Source organism: Corallococcus sp. BB11-1 (assembly GCF_026626625.1).
Taxonomy (GTDB): Bacteria; Myxococcota; Myxococcia; order Myxococcales; family Myxococcaceae; genus Corallococcus; species Corallococcus soli.
In genome coordinates, this window is the sequence record NZ_JAPNJY010000035.1 from 202,549 (window position 1) to 229,106 (window position 26,558).

Annotated in this window: 29 protein-coding genes; 23 read left to right on the plus strand and 6 right to left on the minus strand. The window is 71.7% G+C overall.

Translation table 11 applies throughout. From position 1 onward, the window contains the following. Positions 1 to 6: 6 nt before the first annotated feature. Positions 7 to 1,728 carry a sigma-54-dependent transcriptional regulator gene (locus tag OV207_RS30055; protein ID WP_193349400.1) on the plus strand — a complete coding sequence of 574 codons (1,722 nt, stop codon included), beginning with the start codon at positions 7 to 9 and terminating at the stop codon, positions 1,726 to 1,728. Between the two features lie 46 nt (positions 1,729 to 1,774). On the opposite strand, the gene OV207_RS30060 is transcribed toward OV207_RS30055, so the two are convergent. The 5 genes from OV207_RS30060 to OV207_RS30080 form a co-directional block, all read right to left on the minus strand. Next, positions 1,775 to 2,272, minus strand: a complete 498-nt coding sequence (locus OV207_RS30060) for a GDYXXLXY domain-containing protein (protein ID WP_267558478.1) — start codon at positions 2,270 to 2,272, stop codon at positions 1,775 to 1,777. After that, on the minus strand, positions 2,269 to 3,372 hold the full coding sequence (locus OV207_RS30065) for a DUF4401 domain-containing protein (RefSeq protein WP_267558479.1): 1,104 nt from the start codon (positions 3,370 to 3,372) through the stop codon (positions 2,269 to 2,271). The genes OV207_RS30060 and OV207_RS30065 overlap by 4 nt, the downstream gene beginning before the upstream one ends. Before the next feature lies 1 nt (position 3,373). Beyond that, positions 3,374 to 4,384: a DUF2157 domain-containing protein gene (locus OV207_RS30070; protein ID WP_267558480.1), complete on the minus strand. Its 1,011-nt coding sequence runs from the start codon at positions 4,382 to 4,384 to the stop codon at positions 3,374 to 3,376. 72 nt (positions 4,385 to 4,456) lie between these two features. Next, complete coding sequence (locus OV207_RS30075; protein ID WP_267558482.1) at positions 4,457 to 5,596, minus strand: hypothetical protein; 1,140 nt, start codon at positions 5,594 to 5,596, stop codon at positions 4,457 to 4,459. Between the two features lie 109 nt (positions 5,597 to 5,705). Next, positions 5,706 to 6,686 carry an alpha/beta fold hydrolase gene (locus tag OV207_RS30080; RefSeq protein ID WP_267558483.1) on the minus strand — a complete coding sequence of 327 codons (981 nt, stop codon included), beginning with the start codon at positions 6,684 to 6,686 and terminating at the stop codon, positions 5,706 to 5,708. A 116-nt stretch (positions 6,687 to 6,802) separates the two neighbouring features. Here OV207_RS30080 and OV207_RS30085 point away from each other — a divergent pair, with 116 nt between their 5' ends. The 9 genes from OV207_RS30085 to OV207_RS30125 all read left to right on the plus strand — a co-directional run bounded on the left by OV207_RS30085 (position 6,803) and on the right by OV207_RS30125 (position 15,849). Then, positions 6,803 to 7,792, plus strand: coding sequence for an AAA family ATPase (locus OV207_RS30085; RefSeq protein WP_193349406.1), 990 nt, complete (start codon positions 6,803 to 6,805; stop codon positions 7,790 to 7,792). Between the two features lie 28 nt (positions 7,793 to 7,820). Next, positions 7,821 to 8,702: a DUF58 domain-containing protein gene (locus OV207_RS30090; RefSeq protein ID WP_193349408.1), complete on the plus strand. Its 882-nt coding sequence runs from the start codon at positions 7,821 to 7,823 to the stop codon at positions 8,700 to 8,702. Then, entirely contained in the window at positions 8,699 to 9,700 is a 1,002-nt protein-coding gene (locus OV207_RS30095; protein ID WP_267558484.1) for a hypothetical protein, read from the plus strand. Before OV207_RS30090 ends, OV207_RS30095 begins: the two co-directional genes overlap by 4 nt. Next, positions 9,675 to 10,685, plus strand: a complete 1,011-nt coding sequence (locus OV207_RS30100; RefSeq protein WP_193349412.1) for a vWA domain-containing protein — start codon at positions 9,675 to 9,677, stop codon at positions 10,683 to 10,685. The genes OV207_RS30095 and OV207_RS30100 overlap by 26 nt, the downstream gene beginning before the upstream one ends. Beyond that, positions 10,682 to 11,740, plus strand: a complete 1,059-nt coding sequence (locus OV207_RS30105; protein WP_267558486.1) for a VWA domain-containing protein — start codon at positions 10,682 to 10,684, stop codon at positions 11,738 to 11,740. Before OV207_RS30100 ends, OV207_RS30105 begins: the two co-directional genes overlap by 4 nt. Next, on the plus strand, positions 11,737 to 12,729 hold the full coding sequence (locus tag OV207_RS30110; RefSeq protein ID WP_227027340.1) for a tetratricopeptide repeat protein: 993 nt from the start codon (positions 11,737 to 11,739) through the stop codon (positions 12,727 to 12,729). Before OV207_RS30105 ends, OV207_RS30110 begins: the two co-directional genes overlap by 4 nt. Then, positions 12,713 to 14,590: a BatD family protein gene (locus OV207_RS30115; RefSeq protein ID WP_267558487.1), complete on the plus strand. Its 1,878-nt coding sequence runs from the start codon at positions 12,713 to 12,715 to the stop codon at positions 14,588 to 14,590. Before OV207_RS30110 ends, OV207_RS30115 begins: the two co-directional genes overlap by 17 nt. Beyond that, positions 14,587 to 15,312, plus strand: coding sequence for a tetratricopeptide repeat protein (locus OV207_RS30120; RefSeq protein WP_267558488.1), 726 nt, complete (start codon positions 14,587 to 14,589; stop codon positions 15,310 to 15,312). Before OV207_RS30115 ends, OV207_RS30120 begins: the two co-directional genes overlap by 4 nt. Positions 15,313 to 15,450: 138 nt before the next feature. Continuing rightward, the gene (locus OV207_RS30125; RefSeq protein ID WP_193349419.1) at positions 15,451 to 15,849 is read left to right on the plus strand and encodes a response regulator; all 399 of its coding nucleotides are present in this window, start codon (positions 15,451 to 15,453) and stop codon (positions 15,847 to 15,849) included. Here OV207_RS30125 and OV207_RS30130 read toward each other — a convergent pair. Next, the gene (locus OV207_RS30130) at positions 15,846 to 16,172 is read right to left on the minus strand and encodes a PilZ domain-containing protein (protein WP_193349420.1); all 327 of its coding nucleotides are present in this window, start codon (positions 16,170 to 16,172) and stop codon (positions 15,846 to 15,848) included. The genes OV207_RS30125 and OV207_RS30130 overlap by 4 nt on opposite strands. Positions 16,173 to 16,399: 227 nt before the next feature. On the opposite strand from OV207_RS30130, the gene OV207_RS30135 reads away from it, so the two are divergent. The 13 genes from OV207_RS30135 (at position 16,400) to OV207_RS30195 (ending at position 26,553) form a co-directional block, all read left to right on the plus strand. Next, positions 16,400 to 16,903 carry a hypothetical protein gene (locus OV207_RS30135; RefSeq protein ID WP_267558489.1) on the plus strand — a complete coding sequence of 168 codons (504 nt, stop codon included), beginning with the start codon at positions 16,400 to 16,402 and terminating at the stop codon, positions 16,901 to 16,903. A gap of 12 nt (positions 16,904 to 16,915) precedes the next feature. After that, positions 16,916 to 17,404 carry an ATP-dependent helicase HrpB gene (locus OV207_RS30140; protein ID WP_267558490.1) on the plus strand — a complete coding sequence of 163 codons (489 nt, stop codon included), beginning with the start codon at positions 16,916 to 16,918 and terminating at the stop codon, positions 17,402 to 17,404. Between the two features lie 15 nt (positions 17,405 to 17,419). Beyond that, positions 17,420 to 18,235: a flagellar M-ring protein FliF gene (locus OV207_RS30145; RefSeq protein ID WP_267558491.1), complete on the plus strand. Its 816-nt coding sequence runs from the start codon at positions 17,420 to 17,422 to the stop codon at positions 18,233 to 18,235. A 16-nt stretch (positions 18,236 to 18,251) separates the two neighbouring features. Beyond that, the gene (locus OV207_RS30150; protein WP_267558492.1) at positions 18,252 to 18,731 is read left to right on the plus strand and encodes a hypothetical protein; all 480 of its coding nucleotides are present in this window, start codon (positions 18,252 to 18,254) and stop codon (positions 18,729 to 18,731) included. Positions 18,732 to 18,888: 157 nt separating this feature from the next. After that, positions 18,889 to 20,040 carry a FliM/FliN family flagellar motor switch protein gene (locus tag OV207_RS30155; RefSeq protein ID WP_267558493.1) on the plus strand — a complete coding sequence of 384 codons (1,152 nt, stop codon included), beginning with the start codon at positions 18,889 to 18,891 and terminating at the stop codon, positions 20,038 to 20,040. A gap of 20 nt (positions 20,041 to 20,060) precedes the next feature. Further along, complete coding sequence (locus OV207_RS30160; RefSeq protein ID WP_267558494.1) at positions 20,061 to 20,528, plus strand: hypothetical protein; 468 nt, start codon at positions 20,061 to 20,063, stop codon at positions 20,526 to 20,528. Beyond that, the gene (gene sctR / locus OV207_RS30165; protein ID WP_267558495.1) at positions 20,525 to 21,250 is read left to right on the plus strand and encodes a type III secretion system export apparatus subunit SctR; all 726 of its coding nucleotides are present in this window, start codon (positions 20,525 to 20,527) and stop codon (positions 21,248 to 21,250) included. Before OV207_RS30160 ends, sctR begins: the two co-directional genes overlap by 4 nt. A 4-nt stretch (positions 21,251 to 21,254) precedes the next feature. Then, positions 21,255 to 21,524: a flagellar biosynthetic protein FliQ gene (locus tag OV207_RS30170; protein WP_193349428.1), complete on the plus strand. Its 270-nt coding sequence runs from the start codon at positions 21,255 to 21,257 to the stop codon at positions 21,522 to 21,524. Then, positions 21,521 to 22,315, plus strand: a complete 795-nt coding sequence (locus tag OV207_RS30175; protein WP_193349429.1) for an EscT/YscT/HrcT family type III secretion system export apparatus protein — start codon at positions 21,521 to 21,523, stop codon at positions 22,313 to 22,315. Before OV207_RS30170 ends, OV207_RS30175 begins: the two co-directional genes overlap by 4 nt. Beyond that, the gene (locus tag OV207_RS30180; protein ID WP_267558496.1) at positions 22,312 to 23,358 is read left to right on the plus strand and encodes an EscU/YscU/HrcU family type III secretion system export apparatus switch protein; all 1,047 of its coding nucleotides are present in this window, start codon (positions 22,312 to 22,314) and stop codon (positions 23,356 to 23,358) included. Before OV207_RS30175 ends, OV207_RS30180 begins: the two co-directional genes overlap by 4 nt. Beyond that, positions 23,358 to 25,436: a flagellar biosynthesis protein FlhA gene (locus OV207_RS30185; RefSeq protein ID WP_267558734.1), complete on the plus strand. Its 2,079-nt coding sequence runs from the start codon at positions 23,358 to 23,360 to the stop codon at positions 25,434 to 25,436. The genes OV207_RS30180 and OV207_RS30185 overlap by 1 nt, the downstream gene beginning before the upstream one ends. 71 nt (positions 25,437 to 25,507) lie before the next feature. Next, the gene (locus tag OV207_RS30190; RefSeq protein ID WP_267553615.1) at positions 25,508 to 26,059 is read left to right on the plus strand and encodes a winged helix-turn-helix domain-containing protein; all 552 of its coding nucleotides are present in this window, start codon (positions 25,508 to 25,510) and stop codon (positions 26,057 to 26,059) included. Continuing rightward, positions 25,957 to 26,553, plus strand: a complete 597-nt coding sequence (locus OV207_RS30195; RefSeq protein ID WP_267553613.1) for a transposase — start codon at positions 25,957 to 25,959, stop codon at positions 26,551 to 26,553. Before OV207_RS30190 ends, OV207_RS30195 begins: the two co-directional genes overlap by 103 nt. The last annotated feature ends 5 nt before the right edge of the window (positions 26,554 to 26,558 follow it).

The following is a 26,558-nucleotide window of genomic DNA, read 5'->3' on the forward strand; positions in this document are numbered from 1 at the left end:
AAGGGGATGCGAGACGAGTTGGCGCAGCTCATGGCTGCGCTCAGGGATTCCAGGGACTTCGAGTCGGCCGCGGCGGCGACGCTGCGCCGGATGCTGGCCGCGGCGGAGGCCGCGGTGGCGTCCAGCCGCTACGCGGGGCGCGCCCGGGTCCTTCGCGGCATCGTCCACCTGCGCCCCGGAGAAGCGTACCGCCGCCTGGCGGCGCTGGACGTGGGCGCCCGGGAGACGACGGACGCGGGTGTCGGCACGCCCTTCTTCACCTCCGCCACGGCGTGGCGCGCGGTGGTGGAGCACCGCTGCGCGGTGTCCATCGACGTGAACATCGGCACGGTGCAGCCGCACGCGCCGGACGCGCCCGTGACGGGAGACCCGGGCCTCGCGGGCTTCCACAGCAACGAAAGCAAGCAGCGCTTCCTGGGCCGTCACGCCACGCACGTCTGCGTGCTGCCCCTGCGCACGCCCGCGGGCATGGAGGGCATGATTTCGCTGGAGGCCGAGTGCCTGGCCGCGATGGGCCAGGAGTTCGTCTGGCGCGACGCCGGGGACCTGCTCCAGCTCTTCACGGACATCGCCGCGCCGTACCTCACCGCGCTGCCGCAGCGGCCGGTGGCCACGCCGGAGGTGGACGAGTTCCTGCCGGTGGTGGGCCGCTCCATGGCGGAGCTGCTGCCCATCCTCCGGGTGTTCGCGCTCCAGGACGAGACCATCCTCGTCAGCGGCGCCACGGGCGCGGGCAAGTCGCGGCTGGCGCGCTGGTGCCATGAGCGCTCCAACCGCCGGGGCAAGCCGTTCGAGACGCTGGACCTGGTGACGGTGCCGGAGGACCTCCAGATGGCGGAGCTCTTCGGCTGGAAGAAGGGCGCCTTCACCGGCGCCACGCGCGACGCGCCGGGCGTGGTGGCCCGCTCGGATGGCGGCACGCTGTTCATCGACGAAATCGACAAGCTGTCGCTGAAGGCGCAGGCGGGCCTGCTGCACCTCTTGGAGTCGCGCAGCTACCGGCCGCTGGGCGAGGGCACCGGCGAGAAGCTCGCGGACGTGCGCTTCATCATCGGCACCAACGCGGACCTGCACGCGCAGGTGCGGGCCGGCCGCTTCCGCGAGGACCTGTACTACCGCGTGAACGTGCTGCCGGTGCGCATGCCGCCCCTGCAGGATCGCAACGACGAGATTCCCCTCTGGGCGCGGTACATGGTGAACCGCCGCCACCGCGAGCGGCAGCCGGAGGGCTCCGCGCGCCTGGCGCCGGAGGCGGAGCACCTGCTCGTCACCAGCTCCTGGCCGGGCAACCTGCGCCAGCTCGACAACATCGTGCGGCGCGCCTACACGCTGGCGATGGTGGAGCACGCCGGGGCCGGGGGCGACCTCGTGCTGCTGGAGAAGCACGTCGCGCGGGCGCTGGACTACGAGCAGGCGCCGGGCGGACGTCCGCTGCCGGAGGCCCTGCGCGCCGCCGCGCAGGCGTTCGTGGGCGAGGCGCGTCGCCGGGGCGCGCCGTTGGATCTGGACCTCGCGGACGGCTTCCGGGGGCTGGTGCTGGGGCTGGCCATCCGGCAGGTGGGCCGCGACGAGGCCTTCCGCCTGCTGGGCCGCGAGAGCCTGGTGAAGAACCGCAACCACCACAAGGCGCTCAAGCGCGAGCTGGAGAAGGTGGACGGGCTCTACAAGGCCCTGGGCGAGGACGGCTCCCCGTTCTCCGACCTGCTCGAAGGCGAAGAGGCCACGTGACGTCCGCCGCCGCGCCCCGGACGTGCCGGGGCGCCGCGGACCTGGCTCACTGCACGGCCTTGCCCAGCGGCTGGTAGCTGTCGTCGCGCAGGCCCACGAGCACGCTGGCGCCGCTGTCCGTCACGCGCAGCTCGCCGTAGCGCGCGTTTTCGTAGCGCTCCGCGTGGCCCTCCTGGAAGAAGAAGGCCTCCGCGCCCAGGCGCATGCGCGAGTTGCGGATGCGGAAGCGCAGGCGGATCTCGTCCGGCGCCAGCGCGGTGCCCGGCGTCTCGTAGCGCACGAACTGGCCCACGCCGTGCTCATCCAGGCGCAGCACCACGTTGCCGTCCGCCTGGGGCGCCTCGCGGCCCTCGCGCCAGGTCTGGCTGATGGCGTAGTCGAGCACCATGTAATCGCCCTGGATGAGCGAGCGGGGATCCACCGGCGCCAGCCGCAGCAACACCGGGCGGCCCCGGGCCAGCACGGTCTCCTTCTGCGCGACGAGGGCAGCCGTGGCGACGAGCACCAGCGCGAGCCCCCCGAAGATGACGGCGCCGCGTTTCATCGGGCCTCCGAGAGCACGGCGGAGGCCCGCCGCTGGAAGAACTGCCGCACGCCCAGCAGGACGAGCCCGCTGCCCACGAGCGCGAGCGCCTTGGCGAGCAGGGTGAGCCGCAGGTCGTAGTAGTAGAACGAGCCGAACGTCAGCAGGAACGCCACCGCCAGCCCCAGCATCACGCGGCTGCGGCGGTGGAAGCCGAGCGTCAGCATCAGGCCCGCCACGAGCAGGCCCGGCGTGCTCAGCGTCATCCCGGTGAGCAGCACCAGCGCGAAGGCGGCGGGAAGCCAGACGCCCCGGTCCTTGTCCAGCCCCTGCTCGCGCAGCACCTGCCACCCCGTCCACAGGGCGATGAGGCAGAGCGGCACGGTCAGCGCCCCGCCCGGCATGAAGTCGCCGCTGAACATGTAGTGGAAGCCATCCTGCGTCCCGACGACGTTGCGGAACAGCAGCCACCCGGGCACGGCGCAGGCGAGCGCGAAGGCGATGGGGCCCACGCGGTGGCCCAGCCGGCCCTTGCGCAGTCGGGGCTCGAAGACGAGCAGGCCGCAGAGCGCCGCCGTGCCCAGCACCGCGCACACGTCCACGCCCAGGCCGCTCAGGGCCTCCTGCGCCAGGTAGCCCAGGGACACGCAGATGCCCAGGGTGGCCAGGAAGTAGAGGATGACGTCGGGGAAGTACGCGAGCAGCACGACGCACAGCCCCCCCGCCACGAGCGCGACGGTGATGTCGTCGTGCGTCCAATCCGCCATGGCGGCCAGGATGGAGCCCACGCCCGCCAGGCACGTGGACAGGCTGAGCTGCTCCATGAAGGGGCCCTCCGTCTTCCGCCGCAGGAAGATGGCCCCTGTGTACAGCGCCACGCCCACCACGATGAGGACCCCTGCCTCGTCCCACAGCCCGGCGCAGGCGAAGAAGCTCATCAGGAAGCCGGCGGACATCCACGCGCCCAGGCCGGACAGGGCCTTCACGAACCAGGGCGAAGCGCTCAGGGTCCGCTGCCGGACCTCCAGGGCCGTGCGGGCGCGCGCCTCCACCTCCGCGTCCACCTGGCCTTCGGTCACCAGTCCGCGCAGGACGTCCCGCATCGACGGTCGCAGGGCCATGTCAGGTCTCCTCCGTGACGCCGGTGGCGTGGGACTCGTGGCGCAGCCAGGTGACGGCCAGCGCCATCTCACCGATGACCAGCGGGGTCATCACCAGGAGGACGATTTCCTCGGGCATCGAGCCCTCGATGAGGAAGTAGCCCACCGCCGTGGTGACGAGCGTCATCGCGCACAGGGCGGACACCGTGAGCAGGAACAGCTCGCCGCGCAGGTGGCGGTGCAGGGCGTAGGTGGCGCCCATCGCCGCCAGCAGCAGCAGCAGGGACAGGCCGGATTCGACCGAGCGGTCGCTGCTGCTGACGATGAACAGGATCGCCATGCCGAGCAGGGGCGTCACCGTCATGAGGGACAGGACGCGCGGCAGCCACCGCCCCTGGAGCCAGGGCACCTTGAGGTGGGCGAAGTGTTCGTACGTGGCCCAGGCGAAGCCGTTGAGCGCGCCGAGCAGCAGCGCCAGCAGCCCCTCCCGGGACCCCAGCCCGTCCATGCGCTGGCCCCAGAAGAGGATGACGCCCGTGTTGATGAGCACGTGCTGGAGCAGCCACAGCGGCGTGAAGCGCGCCAGCGCCACCCACGGCAGGATGAGCGCACCCCACCCGATGAACAGCTCATACGGGTCCGCGCCCGTCTGGTACGTCTGCCCGTACACGGCGAGCAGCGGGCCCACGAGCACCGCGGACGCGAGCAGCGCGAACTGGCCCGCGGGCCTCTCTCCCAGCCGCCACGCCCCCACCGCCGTCGCGGTGATGCCCAGCGCGATGAGGCCCAGCTTCGCGAAGCGCCCCAGCTCCGCCCAGTTGTAGGCGAAGAAGTACACCACGCCCGCGAGCACCAGCAGCGAGCCCAGGGCCATCAGCGTCATGGACACGAACGCGTGCCACGCGGAGCGCGACGGCGAGGCGACGGCCAGGTGCAGCGCGCGGCCGTACGCGTCCGGGCTCAGGATTCGGGCGTCCGCCAGCGCATGCAAGCGCTCCGGCGTCGCCTCCAGGTCGAGGAAGTCTTTCGTCACGGCGGACGACTGTAGCCTGTTTGACGGAGGGGCCGGGACAATGGCCCCCGGCCCCTCCAGACACAGTCGGTGCTACGGCGTGACGTCGGTGATTTCGTAGCCGAAGGCCTCCGGAATCAGCCACTTCCAGATGCCGAAGCCACGGGCGCGCTTGAGCGCGAGGAAGTACCTGCCGGTCGTGGGCGGCACGAACGAGACCCCCGTCCTGTCGCTCGCCAGCTCCGCCCCCAGCAACTGACCCTGGGCATCCGTCACCGTGGTGCTGGCATGGAAGGGGCTGCTGTTGTTGGAGTCATCCCTCAGCAGGTACTCGTGGCCCGCCACGAGGTCCACGGCCAGCACGTCGACTTCATTCTGGGCCCCCAGGTCGACCCTCACCCGCGCGGGCACCGTGACGGCGGTGGCCTCGGCCGCGACGTCCCCATGGTCATCCGGGCCCGCGTCGCGGACCTTGCAACCATACCGGGTGGAGTTGGCGGAGTAGGGGCCGCTGGCACGGACGCGCAGCAGGAGGTCCCCTCCGCCAGCGTTCTTGATGGCCATGTCGGCGATGCCGCCGTTGAACTGGACGGCGTTGTACGTGCCCAGCAAGGTGCCGTCCGGGCGGATCAACTCCATGTCCGGATCCCTGTTCGCGCCATCAAAACCACTGCAGACCGCACGCAGGATGTGGTTTGCGGGAACAGTGAGCCGCCACGCGTCCACGTCATCGGGGCGCTCCAGGAATCCGATGAAGGCATGCTCCGTTTCGCTGAACGGCTGGGGCACCGCCCCGTCCGCGGAGTCGCCCGCGTCATCCGCGGCCTCCGTGAACTCGTACTGGAACGCTCCGGCCTCTCCCTCCAGGGCGGACTGGACGTCCAGCACCGCGAGGCCGGTCGTCGCCGCCGTCCAGAAGAAGTTGAGCTGCTTTGTCGCCAGCGACAGCCGGGCCTCTCCCACGGGCTCCAGGGTCGTCGCGTCGCGCAATTGGACCTTGCACCCCGTCATCGTCGTGGCGGTGCAGACGAACCGGTACAGCTGGCCTGCCTTGACGGAGAGCTCCAGGCGGGTGGGCTCGGTCGCCGTGACCGCCGCTTCCCCCTGCGCCCCCGGCTTCATGCCCTTGTCCTCGGGCTCGTCCTTGCCGCAGGCCCCCAGGGTCAGCGCCACGCCCAACAAGAGCCCCAGCGCCCATCCCCCTCGGGACTTCAATTCCAATTCAGTATGCATTCCCGTGATTCCCCCATCACGGCTCACCCGGCCCTGAGCTGCTGGGGCTGGAACATGCCATGTCTGGTTTGGGAAATGACATGCTTTTTTGCCAACTCACAGGCGATTGTCATTCATTGGCCAGGAACGCCTTCAGCTCCGGGAGCACCCGCTCGGGCCGCTCCAGGTGCGGGCTGTGTCCGCAGTCCACGCGCAGGACGCGGGCCTGGGGCAGCCGCCGCGCGGCCTCGTCCGCCAGGGTGATGGGCAGGGTCTCCTCGCGCTCACCCCAGACGAGCAGCACCGGCTGCTTCACCTCGCCCAGCCGCTCCATGCGGTGGAACACCGGGCCCGTCAGCGGCACCAACGCGTTGAAGGCCTGCGCCGCCTCCGGACGGCCTCCCCGCACCTCCAGCAGCTCGTAGCCCAGCGCGCCCAGCCGTGCGCCCAGCGGCGTCGGCGGGGGCGGCAGCATCCGCGCCATCGCCCACGGGCCCAGGTTCCGGGCCAGGCGCTCCGGCCCCGCGCGGAAGAAGAGGCGCGAGGCGCGCGTCATCTCCGGCCCCAGCCCCATCGCGTCCACCAGCGCCAGCCGCTCCACCTTCACCGCGCCGCGCAGCGCCAGCTCCAGCGCCACCAGCCCGCCCAGCGAGTGGCCGACCACCGCCACCGGCCCCGGCTCCAGCATCCCCAGGGCCTCCTCCACCGGGTCGGTGAAGAACCGCACCGCGTCCTCCGCCGAGCGCACGCGCCGCTCCGGCGGGGTGGACTGGCCGAAGCCGGGCAGGTCCAGGGCCAGGACCCGGTGGTGCCGGGCCAGGGCCGTCAGGTAGGGGAACCAGTGCGTCGCGGACTGGCCCCGCCCGTGCAACCACACCACCGTCGGACGGGGCGGCTCCGGGGCGTCCGCCGGGGGCCCCCCCTCCAGGATCCGCACCGCGCCGCCCCCGGGCAGCCAGTGGACCTGGGGCACCACGGCGGGGGCCAGCTGGGCCAGGAGGGCCGTCTCCACCGGGCCCACGGGGGGCGTGGCCCCCAGGGCGCCGGGGCGGCTGGCGGCGTCCCAACGGGGGGGGAGGGCAGAACGACGGGGCGGAGGCGGCCGGGACATGGGAGGATGACCCTTTACGGGATGGGGCGGCTTGTCGGAATGTCCGGAGCTCAGCGGTGTTGAGCCGGACGCCCGGGAACCCTAGGCTGCCCGCCGCCCAGGCCGACAGAGGGGACATGAACACCGACATCCGCGCGCTCACCGAACGCGTGCAGCAGGAAAGCAGCTTCGTCGAAGTCCTCAACCAGGAGACCGGCAAGGTCATCGTCGGGCAGCGGTACATGCTCGAACGCATCCTCATCGGCCTGTTGTGCAACGGCCACGTCCTGTTGGAGGGCGTGCCCGGCCTCGCCAAGACGCTGACGGTGCGCACCGTGGCGGACTCGCTCAGCGCCACCTTCATGCGCGTCCAGTTCACCCCGGACCTGCTGCCGGCGGACCTGGTGGGCACGATGATCTACAACCAGCAGACGGCCGCGTTCACCGTCCGCAAGGGGCCCATCTTCGCGAACATCGTCCTGGCGGACGAAATCAACCGCGCCCCCGCCAAGGTCCAGTCCGCCCTGCTGGAGGCCATGGCCGAGCGCCAGGTCACCATCGGCGACCAGACCTTCGGGCTGCCCTCGCCCTTCCTGGTGCTGGCCACCCAGAACCCCATCGAGCAGGAGGGCACCTACCCCCTGCCCGAGGCCCAGGTGGACCGCTTCATGCTCAAGGTGAAGGTGGGCTACCCGACCCGTGATGAGGAGAAGGTCATCATGGACCGCATGTCCGGTGGCTCCTCTCCGAAGGCCCAGAAGGTCATCGCGCTGGAGCACCTGGTGCGCGCGCGCGAGCTCGTCCAGTCCATCTACATGGACGAGAAGGTGAAGGAGTACATCCTCAACGTGGTGTTCGCCACGCGCGAGCCCGCGCGCTACGGGCTCAAGGACCTGGCGGACTACATCCAGTTCGGCGCCTCGCCGCGCGCGACCATCTCCCTGGCCCAGGCGGCGCGCGCGCACGCGTTCCTGCGCCACCGCGGCTTCGTGACGCCGGAGGACGTGAAGGCCATCGCCTTCGACGTGCTCCGTCACCGCATCGCGATGACGTACGAGGCGGAGGCCGAGGAGCTCACCCAGGAGAAGATCATCCAGCGCGTCTTCGACCGCGTGGAAGTCCCCTGACGGCCCGCGCGCCTCCCGAGAACGCCCCGTGCTGCCCAAGGACCTCATCCGCCGCATCCGCAAGTTGGAGATCCGCACCCGCAAGGTGGTCTCCGACATGCTCGCCGGCCAGTACCACTCGGTGTTCAAGGGCCGCGGCATGGCCTTCTCCGAGGTGCGGCAGTACCAGCCCGGTGACGAGATCCGGTTCATCGACTGGAACGTCACCGCGCGCATGAACGAGGCGTTCATCAAGGTCTTCACCGAAGAGCGCGAGCTCACGGTGATGCTCCTGGTGGACGTGTCCGCCTCCAACGAGTTCGGCTCGAAGGAGCGCACCAAGGCGGAGGTCGCCGCGGAGGTGGCCGCGCAGATCGCCTTCAGCGCCATCGCGAACAACGACCGGGTGGGGCTCATCCTCTTCTCGGACCGGGTGGAGAAGGTCGTCCCGCCGCGCAAGGGCCGCACGCACGTGCTGCGGCTCGTGAGCGACATCCTCACCTTCAAGCCGGAGGGCCGGGGCACGGACCTGGCGGCGGGGCTCGGCTACCTGCGCCGGGTGGCGAAGCGCAAGGCGGTGACGTTCCTGGTGTCGGACTTCCTCGCCACCGGCTACGAGAAGCCGCTGCGCCTCGTGGGCCGCAAGCACGACCTGGTGCCCGTGGTCATCGAGGATCCGCTGGAGCAGGCGTTCCCGCGCCATGGGCTCGTGGAGATGGAGGACCCGGAGACGGGGGAGCGCTTCGTCGTGGACACCAGCTCCCCCAGCGTGCGCGGCCGGTACGCGCGCGCGATGCAGGCCCAGCGCGACGAGCGCCGCAAGCTGTTCCGCAAGCTGGAGCTGGACCACGTGGAGCTGCGCGCCGGGGATGACCACGGCAAGGCGCTGGCGCAGTTCTTCAGGGCGCGCGCCCGGAGGATGGCGGCATGAGGCAGGCCCTCGTCCTCGCGGCGGTGTTGTTGCTCGGCGTCCCCGTGGCGCGGGCGCAGGCCCCCGCCCCGGCGCCCGCGGCCGCCCCGGTGGTGCTGGAGTCGGTGACCCCCACGGCGGCGTCCGCGCGGGTGGAGCCGGAGTCGGTGCACATCGGTGAGCCGTTCCTGTACCAGGTGACGCTCACGCACCCGAAGGACCAGCGCTACGAGCTGGTGGCGCCCAGGGGCGACGACAGCCCGGTGGAGCTGCTCCAGCAGACGCGCCAGCGGCAGGACGGGGCGAACGACGCGACGACGACGTTCGGCCTGCGCTTCTCCGCGTTCGAGCTGGGCGACGTGGCGCTCCCCGACCTGACCTTCGACGTGGCGACGCCGGACGGCCCCCGTCGCTTCGTGCTCAAGGGCAAGTCCGTGGAGGTGGGCACCACGCTGCCCGCGGACGCGAACGGGCAGGGCGCGGAGCTGTTCGACTACCAGCCGCCCCAGGAAGTGCCCATCCGTTCGTGGACGCTGCTCTACGCGCTGGCGGTGGCGCTCGCGGTGGGGCTGCTCGCCTGGGCGCTGGTGCGCTGGTGGCAGCGGCGGCCGAAGCGCGAGAAGGTCATCCCGGTGCTGCCGCTGGACGTGCGCGTGCGCCAGTCGCTGGACGCGCTCAAGCGCGAGGACCTGCCCGGCCGGGGGCTCGTGAAGGACTACTACGTCCGGCTCTCCGAAATCGTGCGTGGCTACCTGGGCGAGCGCTACGGCTTCGAGGCCCTGGAGTGCACCTCCTTCGAGCTGATGACGCACCTGCGCAAGCTGCCCACGCCGGGCCTCCCCGAGGACGCGCTGATGCGCTTCATCTCCGAATCGGACCTGGTGAAGTACGCCCGGGCCGACGCCTCCCCCGAAACCTGCGCGCAGTCGCTCGCCTTCGGCTACGACCTGCTGGCCAAGACGTACGTCGTCCCCTCTCCGCCCCCCACGCCCGATGCCTCCGGACCTCGCGTTCAATAACCCGGAGGCGCTCTGGGCCCTGCTGCTGGCGCCGCTGCTGCTCGTGCTTGCCTTCTGGGAGCGCCGCCGCCGCGCCACGCTGCGCTTCTCCGCCGCGCACGTCTTCGCCAGGGGCGGGCGCGGCCTGCGCACGTACCTGCTGCCGCTCTTGCCCTTCCTGCGCGCGGCGGCGGTGGTGGCGGCGGTGCTCGCCATCGCCCGGCCCCAGTCGCGGGACTCGCGCGTGCGGGACCTGTCGGTGGAGGGCATCGACATCGTGGTGGCGTTGGACCTGTCCACGTCCATGGAGGCCGGTGACTTCCGTCCGCAGAACCGCCTGAACGTGGCGAAGGAGGTGCTCGCGGACTTCATCACCGGTCGCGTGAACGACCGCCTGGGCCTGGTGGTGTTCTCCGGCGCCGCGTACACGCAGTCGCCGCTGACGCTGGACTACGGCGTGCTCAAGGAGGTGCTCAAGCAGCTGCGCACCCGCGTGCTGGAGGACGGCACCGCGATTGGGGACGCCATCGCGACCTCGCTCAACCGCCTGCGGGACTCCGAGGCGAAGAGCCGGGTGGTGGTGCTGATCACGGACGGCGACAACAACGCCGGTAAAATCTCTCCGCTGGACGCGGCGAACATGGCCGCGTCGCTCCACATCCCCATCTACACCATCCTCGTGGGCAAGGGCGGCAAGGTGCCCTTCCCGCAGGGCACGGACCTGTTCGGCAACACGGTCTGGCGCGAGACGGAGATCCCCATCAACCCGGAGCTGATGCAGGACATCGCGGACCGCACCGGCGGCGAGTACTACCGCGCCACGGACCCGGAGGGCCTCAAGCAGGGCCTGCAGAAGGTGCTGGACGCGCTGGAGCGCTCGAAGCTGATGGAGGGCGGCGCCAGCGCCACGTACCGGGAGGGCTTCCATCCCTTCCTGCTCGCGGCCTTCGGGCTCGCGGCGCTGGAGCTGCTGCTGCGCGCCACCTTCCTGCGGGTGTTCCCATGACGCCGGGCATGGAGGCATGGCGCTTCACGCTGCTGGGCTACCAGGTGGGCCTGGCGCAGCCGCTGTTCCTGCTGCTGTTCGTGATGGGCCTGCTGCTGGGGGCGCTCGTGCTGGTCAAGGCGCTGGGCCGCAGGACGCGGCTGTCGGCGCTCCTGGCGGAGCGGCACGTGGCCACGCTCGCGCCCGGCGTGTCCGTGTGGCGCCCGGCCATGCAGGGAGGGCTCTACGGCCTGGGGCTGATGCTGTTCGGACTGGCGCTCGCGCAGCCCCAGTGCGGCACCAAGAGCGAGCTGACGAAGCGCCGGGGCATCGACGTGGTGGTGGCGCTGGATGCCTCCAAGTCGATGCTCGCGCGCGACGTGCAACCCAGCCGCCTGGACCGGGCGCGCCTGGAGCTGAACACGCTCCTGGACGAGCTGAAGGGCGACCGCGCGGGCCTCGTGGTGTTCGCCGGGGACGCGTTCGTGCAGTCGCCGCTCACGTCGGACTACTCGGCGGTGAAGCTGTTCCTGCGCGCGGTGGACCCGGACGTGATGCCCCAGGGCGGCACCAACGTGGGCGCGGCGCTGAGGCTGGCCATGCAGGTGCTGGACAACGCGGACCGCGGCTCCAAGGAGCGCGTGGTGGTGCTCCTGTCGGACGGCGAGGACCTCACCGGCGAGGTGCGCGAGGCCACGGACGCGCTCAAGGACGCGCGCGTGCAGGTGCTGGCGGTGGGCGTGGGCTCCGACTCCGGCGAGCCCATCCCCGTCTATGACCGGCGCGGCGAGTTCGTGGACTACAAGAAGGACGGCAACGGTGACACGGTCATCACCCGCCTGGACCGCGCGGGCCTCACGGCCATCGCGGACGCGACGGGCGGCGCCTTCTTCTACCAACCCAACGGCGTGGCGATGAGCCAGGTGGTGGAGCGCATCGACCAGATGCAGAAGAGCGAACTGGAGAGCCGCGTGACGGTCCGCTACGACGAGCGCTTCCAGTTCTTCGCCATCCCCGGGCTGGTGTTCCTGGTGCTGGGCATGATGCTGCTGCCGTCGCGGCGGAGGCCGGCATGAAGGCGCGTTCAATGCGGCGGCGCGCGACGCGCCTGGTGGCCTCCGGGCTCGTGGGCCTGCTCGCCCTGCCGGGGCCCGCCTGGGCGGTGGGGCCGCTGGAGAAGGACCACCCGCTGGTGCAGCGCGGGCGCGAGGCCTACGCGGCGGGACGCTACGAGGACGCGCTGCGCGACTTCGAGGCCGCGAAGAAGGAGCGGCCGAGCGATCCGATCGTCGAGTTCAACCGCGCGGACGCGCTGGCGAAGCTGGGCCGCGCGGCGGAGGCGCGCGAGGCGTTCAAGCAGGTGACGGAGTCCTCGCGGCAGCCCGACCTGACGCAGAAGAGCTGGTACAACCTGGGCAACCTCGCGGCCACGGCGGGGGACCGCAAGGAAGCGCTGAAGTCCTACCGGCGCGCGCTCACGCTGGACCCCACGGATCCGCTGGCCCGTCACAACTACGAGGTGGTGCTGCGCGACCTGCCGCCGCCCCAGAATCAGCCGGATGGTGGCGCGGACGGAGGCCAGGACGGCGGTGACGACGGCGGGCGTCCGGACGCGGGCGAGGACGGCGGCCGCAAGGAGGACGGAGGCGCGCCGGTGGATGGCGGTGCCGACGCGGGGCCGGATGGCGGCGAGGACGGCGGCGCGGATGGAGGCTCGCCGGACGGCGGCGGCGACGGGGGCTCGGATGGCGGCGGAGGCGATGCCGGCCCCGGGGACGGCGGCGGAGCGGACGGCGGCCCGGCGGATGGCGGCGCGGATGCTGGCGCTGACGGTGGCGACGGCGAGGGCGAAGGGGACCCGAAGGACGGCGGTTCGGACGGTGGCAGCGAGAGCGAAGAGGACTCGCAGAGGGATCCGCGCGACGGTGGCTCGCCCGCGAGCGACGTCGACCGGCAGGAGGCCGAGCGCCTGCTGGATGCGATGAAGCAGAACGAGAAGAATCTCCAGCTCTGGCGTTTCCAGCAGAAGAAGAAGCCGAGGAAGCCCAATGAGAAGGACTGGTAGCGGCCGCGCGGCGCTGCTCGCCGTGCTCGCCCTCCTGGCCACTGCGCCGGCGTGGGCGGCGGACATCGAGTTCTACCAGACGGTGGACCGCGCCGAGGTGGGCACCGCCGACACCTTCAAGCTCACCGTGGTGGTGGTGGACGCGCCGTCCAACGCCCGGGTGCGCCTGCCCGAATCCGAGGACTTCGAGGTCCTGTCCTCGTCGCGCGGCAGCCAGCGCTCCATCTCCCTGTCGGGAGGCGGCCCCGCCGTCATCCAGGACATCACGCGGCACGAATTGCTGATGCGCGCCACGCGCCCGGGGAGGCTGACGATTCCGCCCTCGACGCTCACCGTGGGTGGCCGCACGCTGCGCACGGAGGCCGTGCGGATGACGGTGAGCGAGGGCCGTACGGGCAATGCGCCCCAGGCCCAGCAGGGCGGCAGGCCCGGGCTGCCGGATCCGTTCCGCAACTTTCGCAACATGCCGGATCCGTTCGCCAACGAGCCGCAAGAGGACGACACGCCGGTGATTCCGCGCGGCGACTCGGACCTGTTCCTGCGCGCCAGCCTGGACCGGACCGACCTCTACGTGGGCGAGCAGGCGACGCTGTCGCTCTACATCTATTCGCGCGTGGACCTGTCCAGCGTGGACGCCGTCACCATGCCCAAGCTGGAGGGCTTCTGGACGGAGGAGGTGGAGAGCCCCACGCAGTTGACGGGCGAGCAGAAGGTGGTGGACGGCATCCCGTACCGCGCCTACCTCCTGCGCCGCCGCGCGCTGTTCCCGGTGAAGTCCGGCACGCTGTCCATCAGCGCGGCGGAGGCGGACATCACCACGGGCTTCCTCTTCGCGGGCCACCGGGTGCACCGCATCTCCAACGCGCTGAAGGTGAAGGTGCGGCCACTGCCGACGTCCGGCGCGCCGCCGGACATGTCCAACGCGAACGTGGGCTCGTGGCGGATGTCGCTGGACGTGTCGCAGACGCGCGTGGAGCTGGGACAGCCCATCACGGTGAAGGTCATCCTGGAGGGCGTGGGCAACGTGAAGAACGTCACCCCGCCGAAGCTCACCGGGCCGGCCGCGCTGAAAATCTACGAGCCCTCCACGACGGACCGGCTCACCCCCAACCGCAACCGAATCCAGGGCCGCCGCGTGGTGGAGTACCTGGTGATGCCGCAGCGCACGGGCACCTTCACGCTGCCCGCGCTGCAGTTCCCCTTCTTCGACCCGGCGCGCCGCCAGTACGAGGTGGCGCGCACCGACCCGGTGACGGTCACCGTGGAGGCGGGCGCGGGCGGGGTGTCCTCGCTGCCGTCCACCATGACGCCCTCGCAGGTGGCGGACGCGGCCAACGAGCAGAAGAACGTGCTCACCGCGGGCGGCCTGCGCCCGGTGCGCTACCAGGCGCGCTTCGTGGGCCCGTCGCGGCCCGTGTGGCTGCGGCCCTACTTCGTGGTGGGCGTGCTCGCGCCGCTGGGCCTGCTGGCGGGCGTGGCGTTCATCGGCGCCCTGCGCGGCCAGCTGGCCTCCCGCTCCCAGGCGGGGCAGGGCCGTCAGCAGGCGAAGGCCGCCCGCAAGCGGCTGGCGGAAGCGGAGAAGCTCAAGTCGGGCGCGGACGCGGGGGCCTTCTACGTGGAGGTGGAGAAGGCGATGGTGGGCTTCCTGGAGGCGCAGCTCGGCTCGCCGGTGGGCGGGCTGACGCGCGAGGCGCTCGGCGCGAAGCTGGCGGCGGCGGGAGTCCCCGAGGAGGCGCGCACCCGGGTGCTCTTCGTGCTGGAGGCGTGTGACCTGGGCCGCTACGGCGGCGGGGTGGACCCGGGGGAGCGACGCAAGGTGCTGGCGACCGCGGCGGCGGTGATGGAAGGCTGGGCGGGATGAGCGACGCGGCGACCCAGGGCTACTACACCGCCGAGGAAGCGGAGGCCGTCTTCCAGCAGGCCAACGACGCCTACGTGCGCGAGGACTATCCGTCCGCGCAGGCCAGCTACGAGAAGCTCCTCTCCCACGGCTTCGGTGGGCCGGACGTGCTCTACAACCTGGGCACCACGCACCTGGCCCGGGGCGACCTGGGCCGCGCGGTGCTGGCGCTGGAGCAGGCCCGCAAGCAGGGCGGTCGCTCGGAGGACCTGGAGGCGAACCTGGCCCTGGCGCGCGCGCGGCAGGTGGACAAGGTGGTGGGCGCCACCGCGGACGAGGCCTTCCTGCCCCGGCTGGCGGCGGCGACGGACGGCGCGGCGGCGGCCTGGGTGTTCCTGGCGGCGTGGCTCGTGGGCTTCGCGCTGCTGCTCCTGCGGCGCGTGTTCCCCTCGGCGCGGCGCACGGCGGTGGCGGTGGTGGCGGCGCTGTGCCTCACCGCGGCGGTGCCGGCCGGGTTCCTGCTGGCGGCCCACATCTGGGTGCACCAGAACGTCCACGAGGCGGTGGTGCTGGCCTCCACGCTGGTGGCGCGCGAGCTGCCCCGGGCCGAAGCGCGCTCGCTCTTCGAGGTGCACGCCGGCCTGAAGGTCCAGCTCCTGGAGGAGACGGGGAAGTACGTCCGCATCCGCCTGCCCAACGGCCTGGAGGGCTGGGCCGAGCGCGACGGCGTCGCCGAAATCTAGCCGGGGCCGGCCAGACCCTGGCCTCTATTGCCGGGGGCGCGGACCGGCCGTGGACCGCTTTCGTACACACGGCGAACGCCGGACATGGCTCTGCTGGACGTCGCCGGGGCAATGGCCTACGAGGGGCCCCGAGGAACCATGGCTGGCCACGCCCAGGCACCCTTCCACATCCTGCTCGTCGAGGACGAGCCCGTCATCCGCGAGCTGGTGCGCTCCATGCTGAGCGACGGCGCGGTGGACGTGGTGTGCGCGGCGCATGGGCTGGAGGGCCTGAAGCTGGCCCGCACGCAGCCCTTCCACCTCATCCTGATGGACGTGGTGCTGCCGCAACTGGACGGCATCTCCGTCTGCCGCATCCTGAAGAGCGACCCGGCCACGGCGAAGGTGCCGCTCTACATGCTCACCGCGAAGGCGAAGAAGGCGGACGTGGAGAGCGCGACGCAGGCGGGCGCGGACGGCTACATCCACAAGCCGTTCCGGGGCGCGGAGCTGATGGACCTGGTGGAGCGGCTGCGCGCGGCGCGGACGGACGCCTAGGGCAGGTGCGGGTGGAGGAAGCGGGCCAGGGCGATGAGGTCGTCCCAGTCCAGCTCGCCGAACTCCAGCGCCACGCCGTCCACTTCGCGGCGGCGGATGGTGCACATGGTGACGAGCTCCCGGTCGCCCGGCAGGGGCAGGGCGATGGTGAGCGCGCGCTGCGAGTCGGCCGGGTGGGCCTGAAGGAACAGGCCGTTCATGGAGATGTCGCGCGCCTGCGCCTGCACGGTGCGGCCCGACAGGAGCACCTTGACCTGGAGCCGGGCTTCGACGCGCGGGTGGAAGCGCTCGGTCGTTCGGGGTCCACCAGTGGGGGTCATCATCGGAGTGCTCGCCTTCGTGTGCGACAGGACGCGACAACTGTGATGCAGGTTGGAGCGGAGGCAAGTTTTCGGGCGGCCCTCCGCCGTCCCACGCCGCGGACCCGGAGCCTCCACGCTGGAGCCGCCCGCGGACGGGGAGGGGGCGAAGGCCCCTGTCGTTCCAGGCGTTTGGGCACTGGCATGGCGGGTGGAAGGCAGCCCCGGCGAAGCACTGCCGGAGGCACCTCGTGGAACCACCCGACCGCCGCATCTCCTCGTTGAGCATCGCCCAGACCGTCCCGCGCCAGACGCCCCAGACGGACTTCGGCCCCACGTTCGCGCGAGCGGCGCGCGAGGTGGTGCGCACGGGCGCAGGACTCGTGGGTGGCATGCTGCCCGCGGGCGTCATCTCCAGCGCGGCGGTGTCGTCCACGCTGCGCGGCGCGGTGTCCGCGGCGGTGCCGTCACCGCTGGCGCTGACCGCGTCCGCGGCGGGGGGGGGCATGTCCGCGACGTCGGCGCGCGCGACCAGCGCGGCGGGGACGACGGCCGGGACGGCGACGGGTCAGGGCGATGCCTGGGACATGCTGGAGGCGCAGAAGCTGATGAGCGCGGAGGGCCAGAAGTTCAACATGGCCTACCTCTCGCTCCAGAACGAGATGCAGAAGGAGAGCCGCGAGCACAACGCCATCTCCAACATCATGAAGGTCCGCCACGACTCGGCGAAGGCCGCCATCAACAACATCCGCTGAGGCGCGTCCGCGATGGCCATCGACAAGCTGGGAGCCGTGGGAGGCGCGGGCGCTACACCCGCGCTGGAGTCAGGCCGGGAGACGTTCGGCAAGGTGTTGGAAGGGGTGGGCACGCCCGCGTCGCGCGGGGTGCCGGTGACGACGGAGGGCCCGCCACGTCCGGTGAAGACGCCCACCGAGTCGACCGCCGGGCTGGCGCGCGCGGAGGGCGTGGACCGGGCGAAGGCGGGCTGCGCGCAGGTGACGCCGGGAGCGCGGCTGGACTCGGTGCAGGCGGCGCGCGGTCAGCAGGCGGTGGAGGTGTTGGACAGGGTGGGGCAGGCGCAGCAGCGGCTGGACCACATCCTGAAGCTCGCCGAGTCCGGCCGCACGTTCAGCCCCACGGAGTTGCTCGCGCTCCAGGCGCACGTCTACCGCGCCAGCCAGGAGCTCGACCTCGCCGGCAAGGTCGTCGAGAAGGCCACCGGCGGCGTCAAGCAGGTCCTCCAGACCCAGGTTTGAGGAGTTCCCCTTCCCATGCGTTCCGCTCCCTCCCGCTGTCTCCTCTTCCTCCTGCTCCTGGGCGCTTCGGCGTGCCGGGAGCGCATCCAGCACGGCCTCGACGAACGTCAGGCCAACGAGCTGCAGACGGTGCTCGTCGAGCGGGGGCTCGACGCGCGCAAGGTGCCCGAGCCGGGCAAGAAGCCCACCTGGGCCATCGAGGTGACGGACGCGCAGTCCTCGGACGCGGTGCGCATCCTGGCGGAGCTGGGACTGCCCCGGCTCGCGGTGGAGTCCGGGTGTGACGTGTTTGGGGGCAGTGGCCTCGTGCGCTCACCGCTGGAGGAGCAGGTCTGCCGCGTCCGGGCGATGGAGCGGGAGCTGGAGAAGACGCTCCAGACGGTGGATGGGGTGCTGATGGCGAGGGTGCACCTGGTGGTTCCTCCTCCGCCGAGGCCAGGGCAGGCGCCCACGCCATCCAAGGCGTCGGCCATGCTGCGCTCGGCGCCGGGGAGCGCCTCGCGCGTGCGCAAGTCGGCGGACACGCTGCGGGAGCTCATCGCGGGAGGCGTGGAGGGGTTGTCGCCGGAGTCGGTGTCGCTGCTGGTGGATGAGGTGACGACGCGCGTGGAGGCACCATCCCCTCGGGGAGGCCCGGTGCCGCTGCGGCTGCGGGTGCTGCTCGCGCTCCTGGGCGTCCTGGTCACGGGGCTGTCGGGCGCGCTCGTCTGGACGACGCTGCGGTGGAGGCACTTCCGCACCCTGGCGGAGAGGCCCCCCGCGGCCCCTCCGGCTCCACCGACGCCCGCGCGACCGGTGGTGACCCCCGCCTCCGCCCGCAAGCTGGCTTGAGCGGAACATGGGCGCCATGGAAGCGACACGCGTGGGACGGGCGCTCCTCAGGGCCCGGAAGTTCCTCCACGCTCGCGAGGAGAAGCCGCCAGCGACGAGGATGGACCTCACCCTGCCGGCGTTGTCCCTGCCCCTGGAGCGCATCGCGCTGGTCGTCTGCGTCCTGGCGCGCGAGCGCGCTCCGGTGCTGCTGGAGGGGCTGGTGGACGCGGAAGCGGGGAGGGCGCTGCGGCACCTGGAGCGATTGGCCGCCATGCCCTCGGCGCAGCGACAGGCGAAGGTGGCGGTGGAGTTCGGTGAGCGCGCGGACGCCGCGAACCGGCTGACCGCCTTGGTGGAAGCGGCGCCGGAGGCCCTGCGCCGGGAGGTGCTCCGCAGGCTTCCGCCGTATCACCGCAGCCGCTTTCCCCAGCTCGGGGAGGAAGCCCTCGCCGTCGAGCCGGCTCGGGTCCTGGTCGCGCTGGCGGAGCGGCGCATCCGCGAGGCCACCCGCTGAGCGCGGACTGGTTCGGGGAGGCCCATCCCGGACCGGGTACGCCGCATCCCGATATAGGACGTCCGCGCCTCGCCAACACCCTGATTCCACGGGCCCCGACTCCTGGCCGGGCCCGTGCACAGGGGACGTGTGTCCTTTCACCGCTTTGGAGTTCCGGATGCAAACGAGCCCAGGCAGAGCCCCCAGCCCCGCGAAGAAGTCCGTCCGCCCGTTCCGCCTGGGCGCTCGCCGGCTGACGCGCGCGCACCTGCTGCTGGGCCAGAGGCCCCAGGTGGCGCGCTGGGGCGCCGAACTCCTTCGGGACGTGGGGGCGGCGCTCTCCCGAGACGTGGGGGCGGAGGTCGCGGTGGAGGGACACCTGGTGGACGCGGCGGTCCAACCCGAGCGGGAGCTGGCGCTGGGGGTGGTGTTCGCGCTGGTGGAGCTGTCGGCGGTGGGAGGGACGGCCATCGTGGAACTGGAGGTGCCGCTGGTCTTCGCGGCGCTGGCGCGGCTGGCGGGGACGGGGCTGCGACCGGGACCCGTGACGGAGCTGACCCGGCTGGAGGAGTCCACGCTGGTGTACCTGCTGCTGTCCGCCCTGGCCGCGATGCGCGGGCACGAGGCGTGGATGCGCAGGTTGGGCCCCCGGTTGTCCGCGGTGTCGATGCGGCGGGGGGACGTGCTGACGCGGGTGGACGCGCGTCAACCCTACGTGGCGGTGTCGCTGTCCCTCGCGATGGAGGGCCTGCGGGCGGGAGGCCGGGTGCTCCTGCCCGCGCGCGCCGTGCAGACCGCGTTCCAGGAGTTGCCGGTGGAGCCCGGAGCGGACGTCGCGCCGCAGGTGCTCGCGGCGTCGGTGCCCGCGCGCTGTCTCGTGGGGCGCAGTCCGTTGCAGCCGGCGGCGGTGGACGCGCTGTCCAGGGGGGACGTCGTGCTCTTCGAGGGCGTGCGCCTCCAGGACGGCCGTCTCCAGGGCCAGGGCCGGTTGATTGCCCGGGGCTTCGTGCTCGGTGGGGAGTTTCACGCGAACGGTTTTTCGACGGGAAGCGTGCGCTCGCACGCGGCCCGACAGGAGTCGGACATGGTGGCGACGAACAAGCGGAGCGAGGCGATGCCGCCGCTTCCGGTGGATGTGGAGATCGAGCTGACGCGGTTGCTGTTGCCGTTGTCGGAGCTGGCGGCCCTGAAGCCGGGCACGTTGCTGCCGCTGCACGTCAACGCGAGCAGCCCCGTGCTGTTGCGCGTGGGTGACCGCGTGGTCGCGCGTGCGGAGTTGGTGGAGATCGAGGGCGAAGTGGGCGCCCGCATCCTGGCGTTGTTGCCGTGAGCGCGCGGATGAATGCCCTGGTGAGCTCCTTTTCACCGCGCGGTCGGTTGCTCTTCGCCGCGGCGCTGCTGGTGGGGCTGGCGACGCTCGCGCCCCTGGGTGGCTTTTCGCTGGTGGGCACGTCGCGCCTGTTGGTGGGGGCGCTGGCCGTGGCGGGGCTGGGGTGGGTGCTGGTCCGCAAGGGAGGCGAGACGGTGGACGGGGATGCACCTGCTCCAGCGCCGCTGAGCATCGTCACGCGAACCGGGCTCTCGCAGCGCTGCGGTCTTGCGCTCGTGGAGGCGGAGGGGCGTCGCTACCTCGTGGCCTACGGGGACACCTTCGCGGAGATCCACGAGACCCGGAGCGTGGCGGTTGCTCCCACGCTGACGCCCAGGCCGGCGGCAAGTCCCCGGTTGGACCTGGGCCTGGAGACGACGGTGCTCTTCACCCGCGCGCGACGGGCGCGCCCGGCGTGCGGTGCTTCGCGCAAGCGGGGTGGGGGATGAGGGCCCTGGGAATGGGGTGCGGGCTGTTGCTGCCCGCGCTGGCCTCCGCGACGGAGACATCCCTGGCGCAGGCGTCGTACGCGGGCAGTCCCCTGGCGATGATGGGGATGCTCGCGCTCCTGTCGCTGCTGCCGTTCGCGGTGCTGATGCTGACGAGCTTCTCGAAGATCGCCGTGGTGCTCTCCCTGGCCCGCTCGGCGATGGGCACCCAGCAGGCTCCGCCGACGGTGGTGTTGACGGGACTCGCGGTGGTGCTGACGGGGCACATCATGGCGCCGGTGATGGAGCGCATGTACGACGCGGGACAGGCGGCGTACGAGGAGGTGCATTCCGGTGCGCAGCTGGTTTCCGCCGCGAAGCAGGTGACGGAGCCCCTGCGGGGCTTCCTGATGAAGCACGGCGGTGCGGAGGAGCGTGCGCGCTTCGTGGACCTGGCCCGGGAGCTGCGTCCCCCGGAGGAGTCCGAGGAGGTGCAGGAGACGGACCTGTTCGTCGTCATCCCGGCGTTCGTCATCACGGAGCTGAAGGAAGCCTTCCAGATTGGCTTCATCATCTTCCTGCCCTTCCTGGTGCTGGACATGGTCATCGCCAACGTGTTGCTCGCGCTGGGAATGCAGACGCTGTCACCGAGCCAGGTGAGCCTGCCCTTCAAGATCCTCCTCTTCGTCGCCGTGGATGGTTGGGCCCTGCTCGCGCGCGGTCTCATCCTCGGCTACCGGTGAAGCCATGACCCAGGACGTCCTGCTCGCCTTGGGGCGCGAGGCCCTGCTGTTGATGGTGCTCGCCTCGCTGCCGCCCATCGGCGCGAGCATGCTGGTGGGCTTCCTGATGAGCCTCTTCCAGGCCACCACGCAATTGCAGGAGAGCACCCTGTCGGTGGTCCCCAAGCTGTGCGCGGCCGTGCTGTCGCTGGTGCTGGCAGGCCCGTGGATCGCGGGGCAGCTCACGCTCTTCACCCGGCAACTGCTCACGCTCATCGCGGAGGTCGCCCTGTGAACCCGGAGGCGCTGGGTGAACAGCTCCTCGCGCTTGGGCCCCATGTCCTCGCGGTGGCGCTGTGCGCGGCGCGCCTCGTGCCCATCGCATTCCTCTGTCCGTTGTTGGGGGGACAGGCCGCGCCGACGACGGTTCGCCTGGGGCTGGTGCTCGCGCTGTCGCTCTTCCTGCATGTCGAAGCGGGCGTGGACCTCATGGGGCCGGTGGAGACGCCTGTCGTGATGGCGGCGCTCGTGGTGCGCGAGTTGGCCTACGGCGTCTCGGTGGGCCTCGTGTCCGCGCTGCCCTTCGACGCGGCGAGGATGGGCGGCCGCTTCATCGACCTGTTCCGGGGGACCTCCGCGGAGGCGAGCCTGCCCCTGGCGGGAAGCCGCGAGTCGGCCACGGGCGATGGGCTGTACCACCTGCTGGTGGCCCGGGTGGTCTCGGGGGCCCTGTTCCCACTGGTCATTTCGGCGCTGCTGCGCGGCTTTGGCGTGGTGCGACTGGGTGCCTTCGTGCCCACCGAAGCCGCGACCCTGCAAGTGGTGGTGATGGTGGGCAGCGCCATGGCCACGGGGCTGGCGGTGGGCGCGCCGGTGGCCGCGGCGGCGCTCGCGGTGGACTGCTTCCTGGGCATGGCGTCCCGTGCCGCGGCGCAGGTGAACCTCCAGGAGTTGGGCGCGCCGCTGCGCATCCTCGGGGGTGGCGCCGTGCTGTGGCTGGGCGTCGGGCTGCTGTGTGAGCGGCTGCTCGCGGGCGTGGCATCGACCGAGGGCGCACTGGCGCTCCTGGGAGAGGTCGCGCGATGAGCGGGGAGAAGACGGAGCAGCCCACCGCCCGACGCCTGCGGGACGCGAGGCGCAAGGGCCAGTTTCCCCGCAGCCGCATGCTGTCCTCCAGCGCGGCGACCCTGGGGGGACTGCTGGGCTTCCTCGCGTTCGCGCCAGACGGCTTCGCGCGACTGAGGGACTGGGCCGCGCGGTTGCTATTGGAGCAGCGCCTCCCGGGAGCCTGGGAGGAGGGGGCATGGGTCGCTGCGCGGCTGTGCGGACCCGCGCTCGGCGGAGCGCTCGTAGCGTCCCTGGCGGTGTCGGTGGCCACCGTGGGCTTCGAGATGGACGCGCGGCACGCCGCCCCGAAGTTCGAGCGCATCAACCCGGCCGAGGGACTCAAGCGCCTCTTCAGCGTCCGTCCCCTGCTGGAGATGGGCAAGGCCCTGCTCGTGGCGACACTGCTGGCGCTGCTTGTCTGGAGCGAGGTGGAGACGGTGGGGCCTGACGCCCTGCGGGCCGCATGGCTCGATGGGGCTCGGGGCCTGGAGTTCCTGGTCGGCCGACTGGCGGCGTTGGGCGTCCAGTTGGCGTGGGTGGTGCTGGGCTGCGGCGCCGTGGACTACGCGCTCGCAAGGCATCGGCACCGGCGCGAGCTGATGATGACCCGCGAAGAGGTCCGGCGGGAGCACAAGGAAAGTGAAGGCGACCCGCGCCACAAGGGACAGAGGAAGGCCCTGCACCGGCAGCTCGCGCAGGGAGGTCCGGCACGTGGAGTGCAAAAGGCCACCGCCGTGATCGTCAACCCCACGCACATCGCCGTCGCGCTCCGCTACGAGGCGGGCGAATGCGACGCGCCCTACCTCGTGGCCAAGGGGCGCGAACAGGACGCGCTCGCGCTCAAGGAAGAGGCGCGCCGACAGGGCATCCCGGTGGTCCGGGACGTGCCCCTGGCGCGCAGCCTCATCCACTTCGACGTCGGGGAGTCCATCCCCGAGGAGCTGTATCAGGCGGCGGCCGTCGTGCTGCGGACCGCGATGGAGACGCGCGAGACGGACGACCGTCCACGGAGACAGACGTGATGAATCCGCTCATGAAGGTGTTGCTGAAGGCCCGCCAGTCCTCGGACGTGGTGCTCGCGGTGGCGATGGCCGCCGTGCTGGGCGCGCTCATCATCCCGCTGCCTGCCTGGCTCCTCGACGCGGGGCTCGCGGTGAACCTCGCCGCCGCCGTGGCGCTGCTGGTCGCGGCGCTCCACGCGAAGGACGCGCTGCGGGTGACGTCGTTCCCCACGTTGCTCCTCTTCACCACGCTCTTCCGGTTGTCGCTCAACGTGTCGTCCACGAGGCTGGCGCTGTCCGAAGGCCACGCGGGCGAGGTCATCCAGGCCTTTGGCGAGTTCGTGGTGCGCGGCGATTACGTGGTGGGCGCGGTGGTGTTCGCCATCCTCACGCTGGTCCAGTTGCTGGTGGTGACCAAGGGCGCTGAACGGGTGGCGGAGGTGTCCGCCCGCTTCACGCTGGACGCGATGCCCGGCAAGCAGATGTCCATCGACGCGGACCTGCGCGCGGGGGCCATCGACCAGACCGCGGCCCGCCGCCGTCGGCGCGACCTGGAGCGCGAGTCCCAGATGTTCGGCGCCATGGACGGCGCGATGAAGTTCGTGAAGGGGGACGTCGTCGCGGGCCTGGTCATCGTCGCGGTGAACCTGCTGGGCGGGACCCTGATCGGGGTGCTGCAGAACGGCCAGTCCTTCTCCGAAGCCGCCGCCACCTTCGCCCTCATCGCCATCGGTGATGGGCTCGTGTCCCAGGTGCCCTCGCTGTGCATCGCGGTGGCCGCGGGCCTCGTCGTCACGCGGGTGGCCTCGGAGAAGGAAGAGGACTCGCTGGGCACGGAGATTGGCACCCAGTTCTTCGGAGATCCCCGGACGCTGGGCATCGTCGCGGGACTGTGCGTCGCGCTGGCCCTCATGCCGGGCATGCCGCACCTGACCTTCCTCGCCCTCGCGGGCGGCCTGGGGGGCCTGGGGTATGCGCTGCGGCGCAAGGCACCGGACGTGGCGGAGACGGCCCTGACGAAGGAAGGGGCACCTGCGGGCGCCACCGCTCCCCTCGGTGCGGCGGGCAAGCCTCCCGAGAGCGCCGCGGCGCCCGTGGGCGTGGCCCCGCTCACCCTGGACCTGTCCTCGCTGCTGACGCCCCTGGCGGAGGCCGACGGCGGCGCCTTCGTGCACACCGTGCTGAACGGGGTGCGAGACGAACTCTTCTTCGAACTGGGCGTGCGCATCCCTGGCATCCGAGTGCGGACCCAGGCGGCGTACCTGGGGCCGGGCGAGTACCGCATCCTGCTGGACGAGGTCCCCGCTGGTGGTGGGGTGGTGCAGCCCGGTGCCCTCTATGCGCTCGTGCCGCCCGGGGAACTGGCCTTCCTGGAGGTCCAGGCGGAGGCCTCCGTGGAGCCGGCCACCGGCCGCTCCATCAGCCGCGTCGGAGAAGGGACCCGCTCCCGGCTGGACATGGCCCAGGTGCCCGTGCGCAGGCCCTCGGAGCTCATCGCGGACCACCTGCGTGCCGTGCTCCGCCTGCGCGCCGCCGCGCTGCTGGGGCTCCAGGAGGTGCAGGGCCTCCTGGAGGGACTGGAGGCCCAGGCGCCCGTGCTGGTGAAGGAGGCGCTGCAGAAGGTGCCGCTGCCGCTGCTGGTGGACGTGCTGCGGCGGCTCGTGCAGGAGCAGGTGAGCATCCGGGACCTGCGCGCCATCCTGGAGGCCCTGGTGGCCCCCACCACCGAAGGGGACGCGACCGCCCTGGCCGAGCGCTGCCGTCAGGCCCTGCACCGCTACCTGAGCCACCAGTTCGCGCCCACGGGCCCGCTGTACGCGTACCTCGTGGATCCGGAGGTGGAGGAGGTGCTGCGCGCCAGCGGGCCCCGGGGGCCGTCACCGGAGCCGGAGCGTGTCGTCGAAATCCTGGAGGGGGTCCGGCAGATCGCCACCGGCGGCCGGGCGGTGCTGCTCACGGCCCCGGACGTCCGCAGGCCGCTGCGCAAGCTGTGCGAGGGCCCGTTCCCGGACGTGGCGGTGCTCACCTACGGCGAACTGGACGGAGACCTGCAGATTCGCCCCATCGGCCGGCTGACGCCGGTCGCCGTGGGGCGGTGAGGCCCGGCCCTAACCCCCTTCAGGGAAGTCGGGTAAGGGGCTACCGGTTACGTCATGGAGAGGTGGCGTCCATGGCGTGGCAGCCAAAGCACTGGACGGCGCAGCAGCTTGAGGAGCGGCGGCTTGCAGCCGGACAACTCCTGCGACGGGGGCACCTGTCGCAGGCGGAGGTGGCGCGCCGTGTGGGTGTCAGCGAGGCCTCCGTCAGTCGTTGGGCGCGGCGACTGCACGAGGCAGGCGGCAGTCCACGCGGGTTGAAGGCGAGGCCGCGCACGGGCCGGCCGTCGAAGTTGAGTTCGGGGGAATGGCGGCAGGTGGCGGAGCTGGTAGGGGCAGGGGCGCGCACCTGCGGTTTCCCTACCGAGCGCTGGACGCTGACGCGAGTGGCGCACCTCATCCACCGCACGTTCGCAGTGCGCTACCACCCCAACTACCTGGCCGAGCGCCTTCACCGGCTGGGTTTGAGTCCGCAGCAGCCCCGCACGCGAGCCAAGGAGCGTAACGATGCGTTGGTGGAGGCATGGCTGAAGCGCGACTGGCCCCGCATCAAAAGGGGGCTCGAAGAAGCGGGCGGGCCATTGCCTTCGTGGACGAGACAGGTAGTTCGTTTCGGGCCCGCGTAGCGTCTACCTGGGCGCCCGTCGGGCATCCGCCCACCTTGCGCCGTCGTGACAAGCGGCGCGAAGTCTCCAGCATCGTCGCCCTCGTTGCTCCGTACGGCCGCAGGCCGGCGCGCCTGTATTCGCGCCACCGAGAGGGCAGCTTCACCAGCCAGGACATCATCGCGGCCCTGCGCTACTTCCGCGGGAAGGTGGGCCGTCCTCTCACCATCGTGTGGGACGGCCTCAACCAGCACCACAGTGCCGAGACGCTCGACTTCGTCGCCCGCCACCCCGAGGACTTCCGCCTTGAGCGGCTGCCAGGCTACGCGCCAGACCTCAATCCCGAGGAGGGCTGCAACGGCGTGGTGAAGGCCGAGCTGCGCAATGCCACGCCCGACTCTGTCGTCGAGCTGCGCGCCCAGGCACGCGCTTCATTCGTGCGCCTGGGCCACCGCCACGACGTTCTCGCCGCCTTCTTCCTTCACGCTGGCTTGCGCCTTACCGGACTTCCCTGAAGGGG

Excerpts from the sequence above, each read along its gene's own strand:
- OV207_RS30055 (WP_193349400.1), top strand. The coding sequence starts at position 7 with ATGCGAGACGAGTTGGCGCAGCTCATGGCTGCGCTCAGGGATTCCAGG.
- OV207_RS30060 (WP_267558478.1), bottom strand. The coding sequence starts at position 2,272 with ATGAAACGCGGCGCCGTCATCTTCGGGGGGCTCGCGCTGGTGCTCGTC.
- OV207_RS30065 (WP_267558479.1), bottom strand. The coding sequence starts at position 3,372 with ATGGCCCTGCGACCGTCGATGCGGGACGTCCTGCGCGGACTGGTGACC.
- OV207_RS30075 (WP_267558482.1), bottom strand. The coding sequence starts at position 5,596 with ATGCATACTGAATTGGAATTGAAGTCCCGAGGGGGATGGGCGCTGGGG.
- OV207_RS30080 (WP_267558483.1), bottom strand. The coding sequence starts at position 6,686 with ATGTCCCGGCCGCCTCCGCCCCGTCGTTCTGCCCTCCCCCCCCGTTGG.
- OV207_RS30085 (WP_193349406.1), top strand. The coding sequence starts at position 6,803 with ATGAACACCGACATCCGCGCGCTCACCGAACGCGTGCAGCAGGAAAGC.
- OV207_RS30095 (WP_267558484.1), top strand. The coding sequence starts at position 8,699 with ATGAGGCAGGCCCTCGTCCTCGCGGCGGTGTTGTTGCTCGGCGTCCCC.
- OV207_RS30100 (WP_193349412.1), top strand. The coding sequence starts at position 9,675 with ATGCCTCCGGACCTCGCGTTCAATAACCCGGAGGCGCTCTGGGCCCTG.
- OV207_RS30105 (WP_267558486.1), top strand. The coding sequence starts at position 10,682 with ATGACGCCGGGCATGGAGGCATGGCGCTTCACGCTGCTGGGCTACCAG.
- OV207_RS30110 (WP_227027340.1), top strand. The coding sequence starts at position 11,737 with ATGAAGGCGCGTTCAATGCGGCGGCGCGCGACGCGCCTGGTGGCCTCC.
- OV207_RS30115 (WP_267558487.1), top strand. The coding sequence starts at position 12,713 with ATGAGAAGGACTGGTAGCGGCCGCGCGGCGCTGCTCGCCGTGCTCGCC.
- OV207_RS30120 (WP_267558488.1), top strand. The coding sequence starts at position 14,587 with ATGAGCGACGCGGCGACCCAGGGCTACTACACCGCCGAGGAAGCGGAG.
- OV207_RS30125 (WP_193349419.1), top strand. The coding sequence starts at position 15,451 with ATGGCTGGCCACGCCCAGGCACCCTTCCACATCCTGCTCGTCGAGGAC.
- OV207_RS30130 (WP_193349420.1), bottom strand. The coding sequence starts at position 16,172 with ATGATGACCCCCACTGGTGGACCCCGAACGACCGAGCGCTTCCACCCG.
- OV207_RS30140 (WP_267558490.1), top strand. The coding sequence starts at position 16,916 with ATGGCCATCGACAAGCTGGGAGCCGTGGGAGGCGCGGGCGCTACACCC.
- OV207_RS30145 (WP_267558491.1), top strand. The coding sequence starts at position 17,420 with ATGCGTTCCGCTCCCTCCCGCTGTCTCCTCTTCCTCCTGCTCCTGGGC.
- OV207_RS30150 (WP_267558492.1), top strand. The coding sequence starts at position 18,252 with ATGGAAGCGACACGCGTGGGACGGGCGCTCCTCAGGGCCCGGAAGTTC.
- OV207_RS30155 (WP_267558493.1), top strand. The coding sequence starts at position 18,889 with ATGCAAACGAGCCCAGGCAGAGCCCCCAGCCCCGCGAAGAAGTCCGTC.
- sctR (WP_267558495.1), top strand. The coding sequence starts at position 20,525 with ATGAGGGCCCTGGGAATGGGGTGCGGGCTGTTGCTGCCCGCGCTGGCC.
- OV207_RS30170 (WP_193349428.1), top strand. The coding sequence starts at position 21,255 with ATGACCCAGGACGTCCTGCTCGCCTTGGGGCGCGAGGCCCTGCTGTTG.
- OV207_RS30180 (WP_267558496.1), top strand. The coding sequence starts at position 22,312 with ATGAGCGGGGAGAAGACGGAGCAGCCCACCGCCCGACGCCTGCGGGAC.
- OV207_RS30185 (WP_267558734.1), top strand. The coding sequence starts at position 23,358 with ATGAATCCGCTCATGAAGGTGTTGCTGAAGGCCCGCCAGTCCTCGGAC.
- OV207_RS30190 (WP_267553615.1), top strand. The coding sequence starts at position 25,508 with ATGGCGTGGCAGCCAAAGCACTGGACGGCGCAGCAGCTTGAGGAGCGG.
- OV207_RS30195 (WP_267553613.1), top strand. The coding sequence starts at position 25,957 with ATGGCTGAAGCGCGACTGGCCCCGCATCAAAAGGGGGCTCGAAGAAGC.